Here is a 14,856-nt window from a genome sequence, read left to right on the forward strand (position 1 = left end):
AGCCAGGATCAAACTCTCCAATAAAGTTAGTTTGTCTAGCATCTAAAAATAAAAATTGACGTTTCACGTTGTTTGTTTCGTTTAGTTTTCAAAGTTCAATATCGCGTTTCAGCGACTTTTATAATTTAACATTTCTCATTAAATCTGTCAACAACTTTTTTCTTTCGTTCCTGACGACGCTTATTAATTTACCATATTAATTATTTAATAGTCAACACTTTTTAAAAAAATGCCAAAATAATTTTATCTTGGCATGATATAAAGCTTAATAATCACTAATGCCGCCACACCTGGTAGGCCTAATAAACTCGTTATTGCCGCTGTACCCATGTTAATTGGGATATGAAAATCAAAATATGTCCCTACAACATTTATGATAAAAAGCAATGCTATGCCTAGAGTAACATGAAAAATCACCTTTCCTATAAAACGTAATGGCTTAGAGGCAACACCAAAAACAAGAAAAATAAACACTAAAGTAAGAATGCCAACAATAATAATTGTAGAATTCATTTTTTCCTCCTTATGAATGACCTATACATCTATTTGTATGGGACAAGACAATAAAAAAGAACAGTTATCATAAACGGCATCTCTTTCATATAAACCTAATAAAACAACACCTCAGCATTTAACAAATAAAATAAAATAAAATAAAAAGGCCTGCTCAGAAAGCAGAACCCTTTACCATTGTTCCATTTTTACAGGACGACGCTTTGCTTCTTTCAACAAGAAGAAATATTTCGCCTCTGCTATTTTCAAAGAACAAATGACATCTTGAGATGGTTCTACACTTTGTTCGACCATTCTCTTCTGACGTAACCACTCATTCTTCACTTTTTCCAAAAGTACAATTAACTTATCATCATACTCTTTACGCAATTTACCCTTTTTTTGAAAGAACATTTTTGTTTCTCCTCTTATACTTCTCTGCGACCTTCTAATGCTTTCGATAGTGTCACTTCATCTGCATATTCTAAATCTCCACCAACTGGCAGACCATGTGCAATACGAGTTACTTTAATGCCTGTAGGTTTTAAGAGGCGGGAGATATACATCGCTGTAGCTTCCCCTTCAATATTAGGGTTTGTTGCTAATATTACTTCTTGTACCGTTTCATCATGTAGTCGCTTTAAGAGTTGCGGGATATTAATGTCTTCCGGTCCAATTCCCTCCATAGGAGAAATCGCACCACGTAACACATGATATACACCTTGATACTCTTTCATTTTTTCCATCGCGATTACATCTTTCGGTTCTTGCACGACACAAACAACTGATTGATCTCGATGCGAATCATTACAAATATAACAAGGATCACGATCAGTAATATGTCCACATACAGAACAATACGCTAAATCTCGCTTCGCATTTACAAGTGCTTTCGCAAAACCTAACACATCATCTTCTTTCATATCTAATACGAAAAATGCCAATCGAACCGCTGTTTTCGGTCCGATACCTGGCAACTTCATAAAACTATCGATTAGTTTTGATATTGGTTCTGGATAATGCATGTATCAATATCCTCCTAGAACATTCCACCTGGTAAGTTTAAGCCTTTTGTAAATTTACCCATCGTAGAGTTTGATAGCTCATCAGCCTTTTTAAGTGCATCATTTGTTGCAGCTAACACTAAGTCTTGTAACATTTCGATATCCTCTGGATCTACAACCTCTTCTTTAATCTTCACTTCAAGAATTTGCTTGTGACCATTTGCAATAACTGTAATCATTCCGCCGCCAGCTGTACCTTCAACTGTTTTTTCACCAAGCTCTTCTTGTGCTTTCGCCATGTCTTTTTGCATCTTTTGCATTTGTTTCATCATGTTATTCATATTTCCCATTCCGCCACGCATCATAATTAATTCCTCCTAATTATTATTACTCTTTTATTTCAATGAGTTCTTGTCCTACTAATTTCACTGCCTCTTCTATAAGAGGGTCTTCCTTTTTCTCCGGGCTTTCTTCAGACTCTCCACCTTCACGTTGTAAAAAGTCTTCACGGATTTTACCCCATTCACTTTTTGGAATGGCAATCATATTTAACTTTTTACTTAGCAATTCAAATAAAGCTTGTTCTACTGTATCCATAGCTTCTCGATTTTCGCTCGCCATCTTACAGTGAATCTCATATTGAAATGCTAAAACGTAAGTGTCATCTGAAGCTGCCACTGGTTCGCTATTTTCTAGTAGAACAGCAAACGCTACTTTGTTATATGATTTGAGTCTTCCTAACAACTCACCCCATACAGCTTTTAATTGTTCTAAATCTTGACGCTTCGCTTGTTTTAATACTTCATTTACACGCCCGACAGGAATCTTCATACTTCCTGTTCGTACGGGTTTTGGTGTTGCACGTGTCTCTCTTACTTCCTGTTGTACACCAGCTGGCACACCGTTCTTTTTGACTTGCTCTAACTCTTTCTCCAATTGCTGCATCCTGTTCATAATTGCTTGCAAACGATCAGTACCGTTTGCTTGCATCATAAACTGTTGACACAATTGCACCATAACAACTTCTAAGAAAATACGCGGATGATTTGTCCACTTCATTTCCTGTTGTCCCTTACTAAGGGTATGAATAATCTCATAGATCACTTCCGGTTGCATTTCTTCACTCAACTTACGGAATTGATCATCTACAATTACTCGTTCCAACATATGTTCTAGTTGCGGTGAAGTTTGATATAAAAGCATATCACGATAATAGTAAATGAAATCCTCCATAAAACGAACTGGATCCTTCCCTTTACTCATCATTTCATCTATGATCTGTAATGCTCTTGATACATCATTTTCACGTATGCATTCTACTAAATTGCCTAAGTATTGCTGAGAAACAGATCCTGTTACGGCCAATACATCTTCTGTCGTAACAATCTCATCACTATAAGATATAGCCTGATCAATAAGACTAAGCGCGTCACGCATACCACCTTCAGCAGCACGGGCAACAATTTGTAATGCTTCATCTTCCACTTGCGTACCTTCGTTTGTCACAACCGTTGATAATCTCTCAACAATATCATTCACTGATATTTTTCGGAATTCAAAACGCTGACAACGCGAAATAATTGTAGGCGGGATCTTATGAGGTTCTGTTGTCGCCAAAATAAAGATAACATGTCCTGGCGGCTCTTCTAAGGTTTTTAAAAGCGCATTGAATGCACCCATAGAAAGCATGTGAACTTCATCAATAATGTATACTTTATATTCTACAGCACTTGGAGCATATTTTACTTTATCTCTAATATCTCGAATTTCATCTACACCGTTATTTGAAGCCGCATCAATTTCTAATACATCTGAAATGGATCCTTGTGTAATTCCTAAACAAGAAGGACATTCATTACAAGGTTCAGCTACCGGAGCATGTTCACAGTTAATTGCTTTTGCAAATACTTTTGCAATTGTCGTTTTTCCTGTTCCCCTAGGACCAGAAAATAAATAAGCATGTGAAACTTTCTCTTGAAGAAGGGCATTTTGCAACGTTTTTGTCACGTGCTTTTGACCGACTACATCTTCGAACTTTTGCGGTCTCCATGTTCGGTATAACGCTTGGTATGACACGAAAATACGGCCTCCCTCAAAGGTTATTATCTCATTTATTATAACCCATTCTGTTTATAGATTCCAAAAGTTATTTTCTATACAAAAAACTCACCTTTGTATTAAGGTGAGTTTTGTATACATATATAACTGCCGTGCACCCTCCGTCGATTACGTACCATAAGCGTTACTCAAGCAGTTAGCTCGGTTCAGGCACTCCTGCGGCACACGAGAAGACCCGCTTATTGCTGCTTCCTTCCGGACCTGACAAGGTTCACGGGGTCCCGTTGCGCAGGACCCAAACGTCAACACCACTTACTTAAGGCAGACCTTACAGCAACATAACCTCGAGAGGGGATTCGGCCTCGCTAGAGCGGATTGCGAGTATAGGGCACCGCTACCTCCCCGCTTAGCACGGCAAAGTTAAAACCAATATTCGGTTGCCTTCATTAAAGGCATTATCAGTATAACTTGTTTCTTTATAAAATGCAAATACGTTAGTTCCCAGTATTTTTCTCTAATTTTTTTATCGCTTTTCTTTTTTTACGAAGCTCTCTAAAAAAGTTTGTTAACAACGTACCGCATTCTTCCTCTAATACACCAGATACTACTTCACATTGATGATTGAAGCGTTCATCTGTTAAAAGATTCATTAATGTCCCTGCACACCCGCCCTTCGGATCACTTGCACCATATACAACTCGCTTCACTCGTGATAAAACAATTCCACCCGCACACATTGGACAAGGTTCTAATGTTACATACAATGTTGCATCTTCTAAACGCCATGTCCCTAATTTTTTACACGCCTCATCTATCGCTAGCAACTCTGCATGAGCTATTGATCTTTGCTCAGTTTCCCTTAAATTATGGGCAACACTAATTACCTCACCATCTAACACTATAACTGCTCCAATTGGCACTTCCTGTATTTCCTCTGCCTTTCTGGCTTCTTCTATCGCTAATTGCATAAAATAAATATCTTGATCTTGTTCCATAACATAGTCCTTTCATTACAAATAAAGTACACTTATTTCCATTTACTACACAGGGGATAACTTTTATATATTCAATCCACCCTAAAAGAAAAAAGAGAGGGGATTACATATGAAAAATACCGCCTTGCTCATTATCGATATGATTAATGACTTTCAATTTTCCCACGGACCCATTCTAGCTCAAAAATGTGAGACTATCACAAACCCTATTTTACAATTAAAGAAAAAAATGAAATCCTTCGGCTATCCTATAATTTACGTTAATGACCATTATCAACTTTGGAGATCTGATATCGACCAACTTATTACTCATTGCACAAATAAATATAGCGAAAATATAATCCATAAGATTGCTCCAAATTCTGATGATTACATTTTTATTAAACCACATTATTCCGCTTTTTATGAAACACCTTTAAATTCATTACTAGGTTATTTAAAAATAGAAAATCTAATATTAACAGGAGTTGCCGGAAATATATGTATCCTATTTACAGCTAATGATGCCCATATGAGAAATTATACATTGTATGTACCACAGGATTGTATTGCCTCTAACAGCGACCAAGATAATATACATGCTTTAAAAATAATGGAAACTACATTGAAAGCAAATATAACATCGTCATCCAAAATAAAATTTAATTAATACATATATCTATTTTCTAACTTTTTATATCAAATTAACCCGCTCGCTTCCCTCTTGTGCTACAATAATTCTGTTTTGTGTTTTTAGTAGTCACGGTAAATCACTGATTGAAAGGAGGAAACAGCGTGACCGGAGTACCATTTATCACGGTTGAAGGACCAATTGGTGTTGGAAAAACTTCACTTGCGAAGGAAATTTCAACTCACATGCAACTCCACTTACTAAAAGAGATTGTTGATGAAAATCCCTTTTTAGGAAAGTTCTATGAAGACATCGACGAATGGAGTTTTCAAACAGAGATGTTCTTTCTTTGTAATAGATACAAACAATTAGAAGATATTAACATAAAGTATTTGAATCAAAGGAAACCAGTAGTAGCGGATTACCATATCTTTAAAAATTTAATTTTTGCATCCCGCACATTAAAAGACTCTCAATATGACAAGTACATGCAAATTTATCGTATCCTTACACAAGATATGCCTGTGCCAAACGTCATTGTTTATTTAACAGCTAGCCTAGAAACATTGCAAAAACGAATCGCCATGCGCGGAAGAGAATTTGAAAAAAACATGGATCCAAATTACTTACTACAGCTCACAAAAGATTATGAAACAGCAATGGATGCTTTTAAAAAAGATCATCCGGAAATACCAGTATTGAAATTTAATGGAGACGATATGGATTTTGTAAAAAATCCTGATGATTTAAACGTCATCCTATCTGCCCTTCAAAATACTCTCTTAAAGGAGTCGAAATAATAATGAATTTAAGGCAAAAATATGATATACCCAATGACGCAGTAATCACTATCGCCGGAACGGTAGGTGTGGGTAAATCAACTATGACAACTGCATTAGCTAATGCTTTAGGTTATCGCACATCATTTGAAAAAGTAGATTCCAATCCATATTTGGACAAGTTCTATGCGGACTTCACTCGCTGGAGCTTCCACCTACAAGTGTACTTTTTAGCAGAACGATTTAAGGAACAAAAAAGAATTTTTGAATACGGTGGCGGTTTTGTTCAAGATCGTTCTATTTACGAAGACACTGGAATTTTCGCAAAGATGCATCATGAAAAAGGTACGATGACGGAAACTGATTATGAAACATACAAAGGGTTATTTGACGCTATGGTCATGACTCCTTACTTCCCTCATCCAGACTTATTAATTTACTTAGAAGGTTCTTTCGATGATATTGTCGATCGTATTCAAGAACGCGGACGCCCAATGGAACAGCAAACGCCAATTGAGTACTGGAAAGAAATGCATGGACGTTATGAAAACTGGATTAACAACTTTAATTCATGCCCTGTATTACGCTTAAATATTAATGAGTACGATATTTTAAAAGATGGGGATTCAATCGAACCAATCATTAAAAAAATTGGCCATTTTTTAAAACAAACACGTAAACTTGTAAAATAAAAAACCCGTGCATATGCACGGGTTTTCCTATTAAATTACTTCTTCTTTGTTGGAGCAATAATTTCACTCTCAGGTTTTCCTGCGTTAATACGCTGACGAACAGTACTTGTACTAATATCGTATGCTTCAGCAATCTCTTTAACAGTCATTTCTTTCCCATTAATTACTGCCGTTAATACTTTACCTGTACGTTTTGGAGCCGCTTCTTTCTTTACAGCTGCTTTTTTAACTTGTTTTGGCACCTCTACTTTATTCGTAGCTGGTTTTACATCACAAGTACAACCACAAAGTTTACGGAATGTATCATCACTAATAATGCGTGATACGTTTGCACCACTGTTTAAAATTCTATTGTTCTTACAGACAGGACATTGTACATAATATAAAGTTTTTCCATCTAAAGGAAACGTTTGTATAATAAGATCCATGTTGACTCCTTTCATATCTATGAAGATAATCATCGGAATATGAGTGTGTAATAAGGACAAAATTACCTTACACCATACTTTATGATTGGTTTTAAAATAAAAACTCGTTACGTGTTGGTAACGAGTTCTCCAATCTCCACTTATATGCGCTGTTGTCAATTATATCTGGAGGAGGTAGAGGGATTCGAACCCCCGCGCGACTCTCGCCGCCTGTCGGTTTTCAAGACCGATCCCTTCAGCCAGACTTGGGTATACCTCCATATTGACATCAAATATAATATCAAAAGAAAAACAGTTAGTCAACCCTACTAAAATAAATTATGAGGAAAGGAAAATTTTACTTTCCCCTTCCTACATTACAGTACTGACAACGCTCATAATTACCAATCACTCATACCGATGAATGTTTAAATTTACTTAATAACTGTTTTTCCTCCCATATAAGGGCGAAGAACTTCTGGAATTATAATTGTACCATCTTCTTGTTGGTAGTTCTCTAAAATAGCTGCAACCGTACGTCCAATTGCAAGACCAGATCCATTTAATGTATGGACATGTTCTGGTTTTCCATTTGGCTCACGGCGGAAACGGATATTTGCACGTCTCGCTTGGAAAGCTTCAAAATTACTACAAGAAGAAATTTCACGATATGTGCCATAGCTTGGAATCCATACTTCAATATCGTATTTCTTCGCTGCTGTAAATCCTAAATCGCCTGTGCACATGCTCATAACGCGATATGGCAACTCTAATAATTGTAACACGCGTTCTGCATCATTTGTTAATTTTTCTAACTCTTCATAAGAATCTTCTGGTTTTACGAACTTCACAAGCTCTACTTTATTGAACTGATGCTGGCGAATTAAACCGCGTGTATCGCGACCAGCTGAACCTGCTTCAGAGCGGAAGCAAGAGCTAAATGCAGCATATCTTATAGGCAATTGCTCTTTATTTAAAATCTCATCACGATGCATATTCGTTACAGGTACTTCAGCTGTTGGAATTAAGAAATAATCTTCACTTTCAATACGGAATGCATCTTCTTCAAACTTTGGAAGTTGTCCTGTTCCTGTCATACTTGCACGGTTTACCATATATGGAGGTAATACTTCTTCATATCCATGCTCATCAGTATGAAGATCAAGCATAAAGCTAATTAAAGCACGCTCTAATCTTGCACCAGCACCTTTGTAAAATACGAAGCGGCTTCCTGTTACTTTCCCAGCGCGTTCAAAATCTAAAATTCCTAAATCAGTAGCAAGATCCCAATGTGGTTTTGGTTCAAAAGTAAATTCTTTTACTTCTCCCCAAGTACGCGCTACTACATTATCATCCTCTGTTTCACCGACTGGAGCAGACTCATGAGGGATATTTGGAATAGATAACATTAATCTTTCTAAGTCTTCTTCAACTGTGCGAAGTTCGTTATCAAAATCCTTTACTTTTTCTCCAACCTCACGCATTTCTAAAATTAGAGCTTCTGCATCTTTCTTTTCGCGCTTTAATACAGAGATTTGTTGAGACACTTCATTACGTTTACTTTTTAATTCTTCTGTCTGAACAAGTAGTTCTCTTCTTCTCGTATCAAGTTCTTCAAAACGTCCGAAATCAGTTAAATCTTCACCTCTATGCTGTAATTTCGCTTTTACTTCTTCAAAGTTTGTACGTAAAAATTTAATATCAAGCATTATATACTCCTCCTTTTATTTTATAAAACACAAAAAACTCCCGTCCCTATATAAAGGGACGGGAGTTAACCCGCGTTGCCACCCTAGTTGAAAGCATTACCGCTTTCCTCTCAAGTAGAAATAACGGCTCTTCACCGGGAATGCTTACTAATCCAAAAGATGTTCCACATTCCATTCCAGGATGGATTCACAAACTGTTTCTATCGATTTCCACCAACCATCGACTCTCTATAAGAAACAACATTTGTTACTATTTCCTATCAACACGCTTATTTTATAAAATTGTTACCATCAATTTACTATAATCTTATACAAGTTGCAAGTTACTTATACAACTTTTTTCATTTTCGCTTCTTTTACCATTTCAACAAAGTATGCTGTTACACGATGATCATCTGTTAATTCCGGATGGAATGAAGCAGCTAAAAACTGATCTTGTCTTACCGCTACCATTCGGTCACCATGCTTAGAAAGCACTTCAACATTATCAGCTACTTCTACAACATACGGCGCACGGATAAATACACCAACGAAGTCTTCATCCACGCCTTCAATTGAAAGCGCAGCTTCAAAACTATCCTTTTGGCGTCCGAACGCATTGCGCTCAACTGTAATATCCATAGCACCAATATGTGCTTCTTCATAGCCAATAAGTGTTTTCGCAAGAAGAATCATCCCTGCACATGTACCAAACATTGGTTTACCAGACTTTGCAAATGTGCGAAGTGGTTCCATGAAAGCATACTTATCAATAAGACGGCGCATTGTTGTACTTTCACCGCCTGGTAAAATAAGACCATCAATCTCTTCAAGTTGCTCTATACGCTTTACAACAACAGCTTCTGCACCACTTGCTTCAACTGATTTTACATGTTCACGAACTGCACCTTGAAGACCTAGTACACCGATTTTCACCATTTTAAAGTTCTCCTTTAATTACCATCCACGCTCTTGCATGCGTTGTTCTGGTAATAACGTTGAAATTTCGATACCCTTCATTGCATTACCTAATCCTTTAGAAAGACTTGCAATTAGTTCGTAATCTTCATAATGAGTCGTTGCTTCAACAATTGCACGTGCAAATCTCTCTGGGTTTTCTGATTTGAAGATACCAGATCCAACAAATACCCCATCAGCACCAAGTTGCATCATTAATGCAGCATCTGCTGGCGTTGCTATACCACCTGCCGCAAAGTTTACAACTGGTAAGCGACCAAGACGTTTAATTTCAAGTAATACTTCGTAAGGAGCACCAGTATTTTTTGCATATGTCATTAACTCATCTTCACGTAGACTCGCAACTTGACGGATTTCTGCATTGACTTGGCGCATATGACGCACTGCCTCTACAATGTTTCCTGTTCCTGGTTCACCTTTTGTACGAAGCATAGATGCACCTTCTGCAATACGACGTGCAGCTTCTCCGATATCACGGCAACCACATACAAATGGAACTGTGTAATCACGTTTATTTAAATGGTATACTTCATCAGCAGGAGTTAATACTTCACTCTCATCGATATAGTCTACCCCTAATGATTCTAATACACGTGCTTCTACAAGGTGACCGATACGGCATTTTGCCATAACCGGAATTGACACTGCACCCATAACTTCTTCAACGATTGTTGGGTCTGCCATACGAGAAACGCCACCTGCTGCACGAATGTCTGCTGGTACACGCTCTAATGCCATAACGGCAACTGCGCCTGCCTCTTCTGCAATTTTTGCTTGTTCAGCGTTAATTACGTCCATAATAACGCCGCCTTTTTGCATTTCTGCCATTCCACGTTTTACACGCTCTGTCCCTGTTACATTTGTCATGTACAAAAACCCCCCTAGGTGAATTGCTTTCCCCCGTTAAAGGCGAAAATTAAGAATACTCTTACATTCTACCACTAACTATCAGATGCTTGTCTACTACTTTTTCATAAAGTCGGTATGAAAAATAGGAATAAAAAAAAAGCCCCTACCATGAGGAGCTTCTAAAACCAACCTTTTACTGTATCAACAGCACTATTCCACATACCACTAAAGAATGAACCAATTCCGCGCATAGCACGAGTAAACCAGTTTGCTTCTTCTACTTCAGATGTTGTTACAAGATCCACTTGCAACGACTTACCAGTTAAAAATCCAGGGTCGTTTGTATCTTTTGGCGTAATTACCATTTGACCAAGCGCAGCTCCCTTTTTAATAGGTGCTTCTTGTCCCTTACTTGATTCTTTTAATTCTGTTTTATAAACATCTTTACTTCCTTTTGGCACTGGAAGTGAAATAGCTTGTTTCGTTTGAACTGCTACATCTTTATCTTTCGCATTTTCTACTCTTACTGTTTCTTGTCCTTTTACTGAAGAACCTTTTTTATACATTTGTTTCACTTCAAAGTTAGCAAATCCATAATCATATAGCTTCTTTGTTTCATCAAAACGTGCTGTATGAGAACTTGTTTTAATAACTACAGAAATAAAACGCATACCGTTTCTTTCAACCGTACCAGTGAAGCAATCTCCTGCTTCTGGAGTTGAGCCTGTTTTCAGACCATCTACGCCATCATATTCTTTAACTAAGCCCTTTAACATCCAGTTCCAGTTTGACATTGCAAACTTCTCTTTTTCTGGACGGAATTCTTTTTTAGGAATTTTTGCTGTATCTAACACTTTTGGATAATCTTTAATTAAATGTTGTGCTAAAGTTGCAACATCCTTTGCAGACATTTTATTTTCTTCATCTGCTGTTGTTCCTTCAGGGTGCATTCCCTTTAAATCTTTATTCGTTAAACCTGTAGAATTGACAAATTTATAATTTTTCAACCCTAGTTCTTTCGATTTATCATTCATCATTTTTACGAAATCTACTTCTTTACCTGCAATTGCTTCTGCTAATGCAATTGTTGCACCATTTGCAGAAAAGATTGCCATTGCCTCATATAACTCTTTTACTGTATAAGAGCCACCATTTTCTAATGCAACATTTGATAATGAAGCATCTTGTGAAACCTTATATGCATATTCAGAAACCTTAATTTTCTGGTCCCACTTAAGTTTTCCTTTATCCACTGCTTCGTGAACTAAATATTCACTCATCATCTTTGTCATACTAGCAATGGATAATAATTCATCTGCATTCTTTTGATATAAAATTTTCCCAGAATTCGCTTCTACTAAAATTGCCGCGCCTGCTTCAATGTTTAAAGCGGCTCCTGTTTCAGCTGATGCATTGCTATATGGCATAAAAATGCTACAAGCTAGTGTAAGCACTGTTACCAAAGCAATGAATCTTTTGCAAAACATACCTTTCACTTTTGCTACCCCCAATATCTATGTACTCACATAACCGTTATTCTAACATAATCAAAAAAAAATAGACAGAGATATCAAATCTCTGTCTATTTGTATATAAGACATTATAATGAGTAGTTTGGAGCCTCTTTTGTAATTTGTACGTGATGAGGATGACTTTCACGTAAGCCTGCACCTGACATACGAATGAATTGTGCATTTTCGCGTAAGAATTCTAAATCCTGTGCTCCGCAATATCCCATACCTGCACGTAAGCCACCAACTAATTGGTGAACTGTATCTGCTAAAGGTCCTTTATATGGTACTCGTCCTTCAATACCTTCTGGAACAAGTTTTTTATTTCCTTCTTGGAAGTAACGATCTTTACTTCCTTTTTCCATCGCACCGACAGAACCCATACCACGATACACTTTAAATTGACGACCTTGGTAAATTTCAGTTTCTCCAGGACTTTCGGCAACACCAGCAAACATACTACCTAGCATAACAACATGTGCTCCTGCTGCTAAAGCTTTAACCATATCACCAGAGTACTTAACACCGCCATCAGCAATAACTGGAATACCGTGTTTACGAGCTTCGGTTGCACAATCATAAACTGCTGTTAATTGTGGTACACCAACACCAGCTACAACACGTGTTGTACAAATAGAACCTGGTCCAATACCAACTTTAACTACGTTTGCACCAGCTTCAATTAATGCTTTCGTTGCTTCAGCTGTAGCAACATTTCCAGCGATAATATTTAATGATGGATATTTAGCACGAACTTCTTTTACCTTATCAATAACGCCTTTAGAATGCCCATGAGCTGTATCAAGTACAATTGCATCTACACTAGCTTTTACTAATGCATCGATACGAAGCATAGCATCAGCTGTTACACCAACTGCCGCTCCAACTAATAAGCGTCCTTGCTTATCTTTAGCAGAGTTTGGGAATTCAATTACTTTTTCAATATCTTTTATTGTAATCAGCCCTTGTAATACACCGTTATTATCAACAAGAGGGAGTTTTTCAATTTTATACTTTTGTAGGATCTTTTCAGCTTCTTCCAATGTAGTACCAACTGGAGCTGTAATTAATTGTTCTTTTGTCATTACGTCAGAAATTTTGATTGAGTAGTCTTGGATGAAGCGCATATCACGGTTTGTAATAATACCAACTAATTTTCGCTCATCTAAATTATTTACAACCGGTACACCTGAGATACGATATTTTCCCATAAGATGTTCTGCATCATATACTTGATGTTCTGGAGTTAAGAAGAAAGGATCTGAAATAACGCCGCTTTCAGAGCGCTTTACTTTATCAACTTGCTCTGCTTGTTGCTCAATAGACATATTCTTATGAATAATTCCTAAACCACCTTGGCGAGCCATTGCAATAGCCATGTCAGCTTCTGTTACTGTATCCATTCCTGCACTAATTAACGGGATGTTTAGCTGTAAGCTTTCAGATAAAACTGTTTTAACACTTACTTCTCTTGGTAATATATCTGACCTAGCTGGTACAAGTAATACATCATCAAAAGTCAAACCTTCTTTAACAAATTTAGATTCCCACATAATTGTTCCCCCTATGATACCAGAAATTATTATTAGTAGCTTATCAATTGGTTAAAATACTGTCAAGGACGTATATATATGTTAGAATTTTTAGACAATAAAAGGAGCGTAATATATGCATCAAACATCTTGCACTTGGCAGCAGTTAAGTTTCTTTTTTTCATCTCAAAACGTACAACGTTATCTTGCCCGTTGTTATGAAAAATCCTCTATTCAGGATGCCGAAAAAAAAAGTTTTGAAAATTGTTATCCCTTTATTTATTACTTAGAACACGGGAAAAATTATTATGAATTATATAAGACAGCTCCATTTTCCATTCAACCAATGTTGTTATTTTATGGAATTAGCCAACTTTTTAAAGCATGTCTACTAACCATTGATCCTAACTATCCTGAATCCACTACTGTTTTAGCTCATGGCGTTACAACTCGCAAACGAAAAAAACAAGGGTATCAATTTTTAGAAGATGAGGTGAAGGTACAAAAAAACGGATTGTTTACTCATGTTGCAGAACAACTGTTTCACATGAAACACTTAGAAGCAGAAAAATTTAACATGTTAGAACTAATGGGAAATATTCCAGAATTACAAAATTTGTTCCGCTATAGTCAAAAAGGATCAACTTTATATAAAATCGATTCAACAATTAAAAATGAGCTCTCCTTTTCAGTCAACCTACTAGATCGATTACATATGACTAAAGAGAGATTTTCTCGCTACATTGAAACATCTTGTAAGCATTTATCAATGCAACATGTACCTGAGAAAACTAATGAATCGAATTTACTTTTTACGGCGCCAATTCAATCATGGAATCCTATGTACAGTACTCCTTTATACTATGAATATCTTACTAATACTTATTATTTACCACTTACAACTGATCCTAGAAATCCTAAACCAGTATTACCCGAACTCCTCGTTCATTATTTATTGCTCTATAATTTAAGCATGATTTCTAGGTATGAAACAGATTGGTGGTATGACTTACTTGGAAGCTATGGCTCTGAAGATTATCCATTTATTTATCAATTTCTTAATATTTCTGCTCAAAAAATCCCTTACTATATTTCATCATTTTTACTAACAGAACCTAACCTATTTCATGGGAAATAAAAAAAACACAAGTCAAAAGACTTGTGTTTTTAGTTGCTTGGCGACGTCCTACTCTCACAGGGACAAGGTCCCAACTACCATCGGCGCTAGAGAGCTTAACTTCCGTGTTCGGTATGGGAACGG

Annotated in this window: 16 protein-coding genes, 1 tRNA gene, 1 rRNA gene, 1 other RNA gene and 1 other annotated feature; of the genes, 4 read left to right on the top strand and 15 right to left on the bottom strand. The window is 36.8% G+C overall.

Annotated elements, in window-relative coordinates; genetic code table 11:
* Positions 1 to 243: 243 nt before the first annotated feature.
* The 7 genes from H6481_RS27385 to tadA all read right to left on the bottom strand — a co-directional run bounded on the left by H6481_RS27385 (position 244) and on the right by tadA (position 4,549).
* Entirely contained in the window at positions 244 to 513 is a 270-nt protein-coding gene (locus H6481_RS27385; RefSeq protein ID WP_182813715.1) for a pro-sigmaK processing inhibitor BofA family protein, read from the bottom strand.
* 171 nt (positions 514 to 684) lie between these two features.
* Positions 685 to 906, bottom strand: a complete 222-nt coding sequence (locus tag H6481_RS27390) for a YaaL family protein (protein WP_000466019.1) — start codon at positions 904 to 906, stop codon at positions 685 to 687.
* Between the two features lie 14 nt (positions 907 to 920).
* Complete coding sequence (recR, locus tag H6481_RS27395) at positions 921 to 1,517, bottom strand: recombination protein RecR (RefSeq protein WP_000559169.1); 597 nt, start codon at positions 1,515 to 1,517, stop codon at positions 921 to 923.
* A gap of 14 nt (positions 1,518 to 1,531) precedes the next feature.
* Complete coding sequence (locus H6481_RS27400; protein ID WP_014894853.1) at positions 1,532 to 1,858, bottom strand: YbaB/EbfC family nucleoid-associated protein; 327 nt, start codon at positions 1,856 to 1,858, stop codon at positions 1,532 to 1,534.
* Positions 1,859 to 1,883: 25 nt separating this feature from the next.
* Positions 1,884 to 3,572 carry a DNA polymerase III subunit gamma/tau gene (gene dnaX / locus H6481_RS27405; RefSeq protein WP_182813717.1) on the bottom strand — a complete coding sequence of 563 codons (1,689 nt, stop codon included), beginning with the start codon at positions 3,570 to 3,572 and terminating at the stop codon, positions 1,884 to 1,886.
* Between the two features lie 132 nt (positions 3,573 to 3,704).
* Positions 3,705 to 3,969: signal recognition particle sRNA large type (gene ffs / locus H6481_RS27410), an RNA gene on the bottom strand.
* A gap of 79 nt (positions 3,970 to 4,048) precedes the next feature.
* Positions 4,049 to 4,549, bottom strand: coding sequence for a tRNA adenosine(34) deaminase TadA (gene tadA, locus H6481_RS27415; RefSeq protein WP_182813719.1), 501 nt, complete (start codon positions 4,547 to 4,549; stop codon positions 4,049 to 4,051).
* A gap of 109 nt (positions 4,550 to 4,658) precedes the next feature.
* On the opposite strand from tadA, the gene H6481_RS27420 reads away from it, so the two are divergent.
* The 3 genes from H6481_RS27420 (at position 4,659) to H6481_RS27430 (ending at position 6,630) form a co-directional block, all read left to right on the top strand.
* Positions 4,659 to 5,198, top strand: a complete 540-nt coding sequence (locus tag H6481_RS27420; RefSeq protein WP_071730373.1) for an isochorismatase family cysteine hydrolase — start codon at positions 4,659 to 4,661, stop codon at positions 5,196 to 5,198.
* 125 nt (positions 5,199 to 5,323) lie between these two features.
* Positions 5,324 to 5,959 (top strand): deoxynucleoside kinase, encoded by a 636-nt coding sequence (locus H6481_RS27425; RefSeq protein WP_000148218.1) that lies wholly within the window; start codon positions 5,324 to 5,326, stop codon positions 5,957 to 5,959.
* A 2-nt stretch (positions 5,960 to 5,961) separates the two neighbouring features.
* Positions 5,962 to 6,630 (top strand): deoxynucleoside kinase, encoded by a 669-nt coding sequence (locus H6481_RS27430; protein WP_001053585.1) that lies wholly within the window; start codon positions 5,962 to 5,964, stop codon positions 6,628 to 6,630.
* A 35-nt stretch (positions 6,631 to 6,665) separates the two neighbouring features.
* Here the strand turns inward: H6481_RS27430 and H6481_RS27435 are convergent, their stop codons facing one another.
* The 7 genes from H6481_RS27435 to guaB form a co-directional block, all read right to left on the bottom strand.
* On the bottom strand, positions 6,666 to 7,058 hold the full coding sequence (locus H6481_RS27435; RefSeq protein ID WP_000364192.1) for a DUF3797 domain-containing protein: 393 nt from the start codon (positions 7,056 to 7,058) through the stop codon (positions 6,666 to 6,668).
* Between the two features lie 166 nt (positions 7,059 to 7,224).
* Positions 7,225 to 7,317 (bottom strand) — tRNA-Ser (locus H6481_RS27440).
* Between the two features lie 154 nt (positions 7,318 to 7,471).
* Entirely contained in the window at positions 7,472 to 8,746 is a 1,275-nt protein-coding gene (gene serS, locus H6481_RS27445; protein ID WP_000884174.1) for a serine--tRNA ligase, read from the bottom strand.
* Positions 8,747 to 8,797: 51 nt separating this feature from the next.
* Positions 8,798 to 9,019 (bottom strand) — a binding site (T-box leader).
* A gap of 54 nt (positions 9,020 to 9,073) precedes the next feature.
* Positions 9,074 to 9,664 (bottom strand): pyridoxal 5'-phosphate synthase glutaminase subunit PdxT, encoded by a 591-nt coding sequence (gene pdxT / locus H6481_RS27450; protein WP_182813721.1) that lies wholly within the window; start codon positions 9,662 to 9,664, stop codon positions 9,074 to 9,076.
* A gap of 18 nt (positions 9,665 to 9,682) precedes the next feature.
* On the bottom strand, positions 9,683 to 10,570 hold the full coding sequence (gene pdxS / locus H6481_RS27455; RefSeq protein ID WP_000186154.1) for a pyridoxal 5'-phosphate synthase lyase subunit PdxS: 888 nt from the start codon (positions 10,568 to 10,570) through the stop codon (positions 9,683 to 9,685).
* Between the two features lie 161 nt (positions 10,571 to 10,731).
* Positions 10,732 to 12,039, bottom strand: coding sequence for a D-alanyl-D-alanine carboxypeptidase DacA (gene dacA / locus H6481_RS27460; RefSeq protein WP_125653127.1), 1,308 nt, complete (start codon positions 12,037 to 12,039; stop codon positions 10,732 to 10,734).
* 113 nt (positions 12,040 to 12,152) lie between these two features.
* A complete protein-coding gene (gene guaB, locus H6481_RS27465; protein WP_000264089.1) occupies positions 12,153 to 13,616 on the bottom strand; it encodes an IMP dehydrogenase in 1,464 nt (487 codons plus the stop codon).
* Between the two features lie 115 nt (positions 13,617 to 13,731).
* Between guaB and H6481_RS27470 the strand changes: the two genes are divergently transcribed.
* Entirely contained in the window at positions 13,732 to 14,733 is a 1,002-nt protein-coding gene (locus H6481_RS27470) for a YaaC family protein (RefSeq protein WP_053563256.1), read from the top strand.
* Positions 14,734 to 14,768: 35 nt separating this feature from the next.
* Here the strand turns inward: H6481_RS27470 and rrf are convergent.
* A 5S ribosomal RNA gene (gene rrf / locus H6481_RS27475) occupies positions 14,769 to 14,856 on the bottom strand; the annotation flags it as partial.

This window comes from Bacillus sp. ME78, assembly GCF_903970865.1.
GTDB classification, from domain to species: Bacteria; Bacillota; Bacilli; order Bacillales; family Bacillaceae_G; genus Bacillus_A; species Bacillus_A cereus.

Bases quoted from the DNA above. Each gene is read 5' to 3' on its own strand.
- pdxS (WP_000186154.1), bottom strand. From the start codon at position 10,570: ATGACAAATGTAACAGGGACAGAGCGTGTAAAACGTGGAATGGCAGAA.
- tadA (WP_182813719.1), bottom strand. From the start codon at position 4,549: ATGGAACAAGATCAAGATATTTATTTTATGCAATTAGCGATAGAAGAA.
- H6481_RS27470 (WP_053563256.1), top strand. From the start codon at position 13,732: ATGCATCAAACATCTTGCACTTGGCAGCAGTTAAGTTTCTTTTTTTCA.
- dacA (WP_125653127.1), bottom strand. From the start codon at position 12,039: ATGTTTTGCAAAAGATTCATTGCTTTGGTAACAGTGCTTACACTAGCT.
- guaB (WP_000264089.1), bottom strand. From the start codon at position 13,616: ATGTGGGAATCTAAATTTGTTAAAGAAGGTTTGACTTTTGATGATGTA.
- H6481_RS27400 (WP_014894853.1), bottom strand. From the start codon at position 1,858: ATGCGTGGCGGAATGGGAAATATGAATAACATGATGAAACAAATGCAA.
- recR (WP_000559169.1), bottom strand. From the start codon at position 1,517: ATGCATTATCCAGAACCAATATCAAAACTAATCGATAGTTTTATGAAG.
- serS (WP_000884174.1), bottom strand. From the start codon at position 8,746: ATGCTTGATATTAAATTTTTACGTACAAACTTTGAAGAAGTAAAAGCG.
- H6481_RS27385 (WP_182813715.1), bottom strand. From the start codon at position 513: ATGAATTCTACAATTATTATTGTTGGCATTCTTACTTTAGTGTTTATT.
- H6481_RS27430 (WP_001053585.1), top strand. From the start codon at position 5,962: ATGAATTTAAGGCAAAAATATGATATACCCAATGACGCAGTAATCACT.
- H6481_RS27435 (WP_000364192.1), bottom strand. From the start codon at position 7,058: ATGGATCTTATTATACAAACGTTTCCTTTAGATGGAAAAACTTTATAT.
- H6481_RS27420 (WP_071730373.1), top strand. From the start codon at position 4,659: ATGAAAAATACCGCCTTGCTCATTATCGATATGATTAATGACTTTCAA.
- pdxT (WP_182813721.1), bottom strand. From the start codon at position 9,664: ATGGTGAAAATCGGTGTACTAGGTCTTCAAGGTGCAGTTCGTGAACAT.
- H6481_RS27390 (WP_000466019.1), bottom strand. From the start codon at position 906: ATGTTCTTTCAAAAAAAGGGTAAATTGCGTAAAGAGTATGATGATAAG.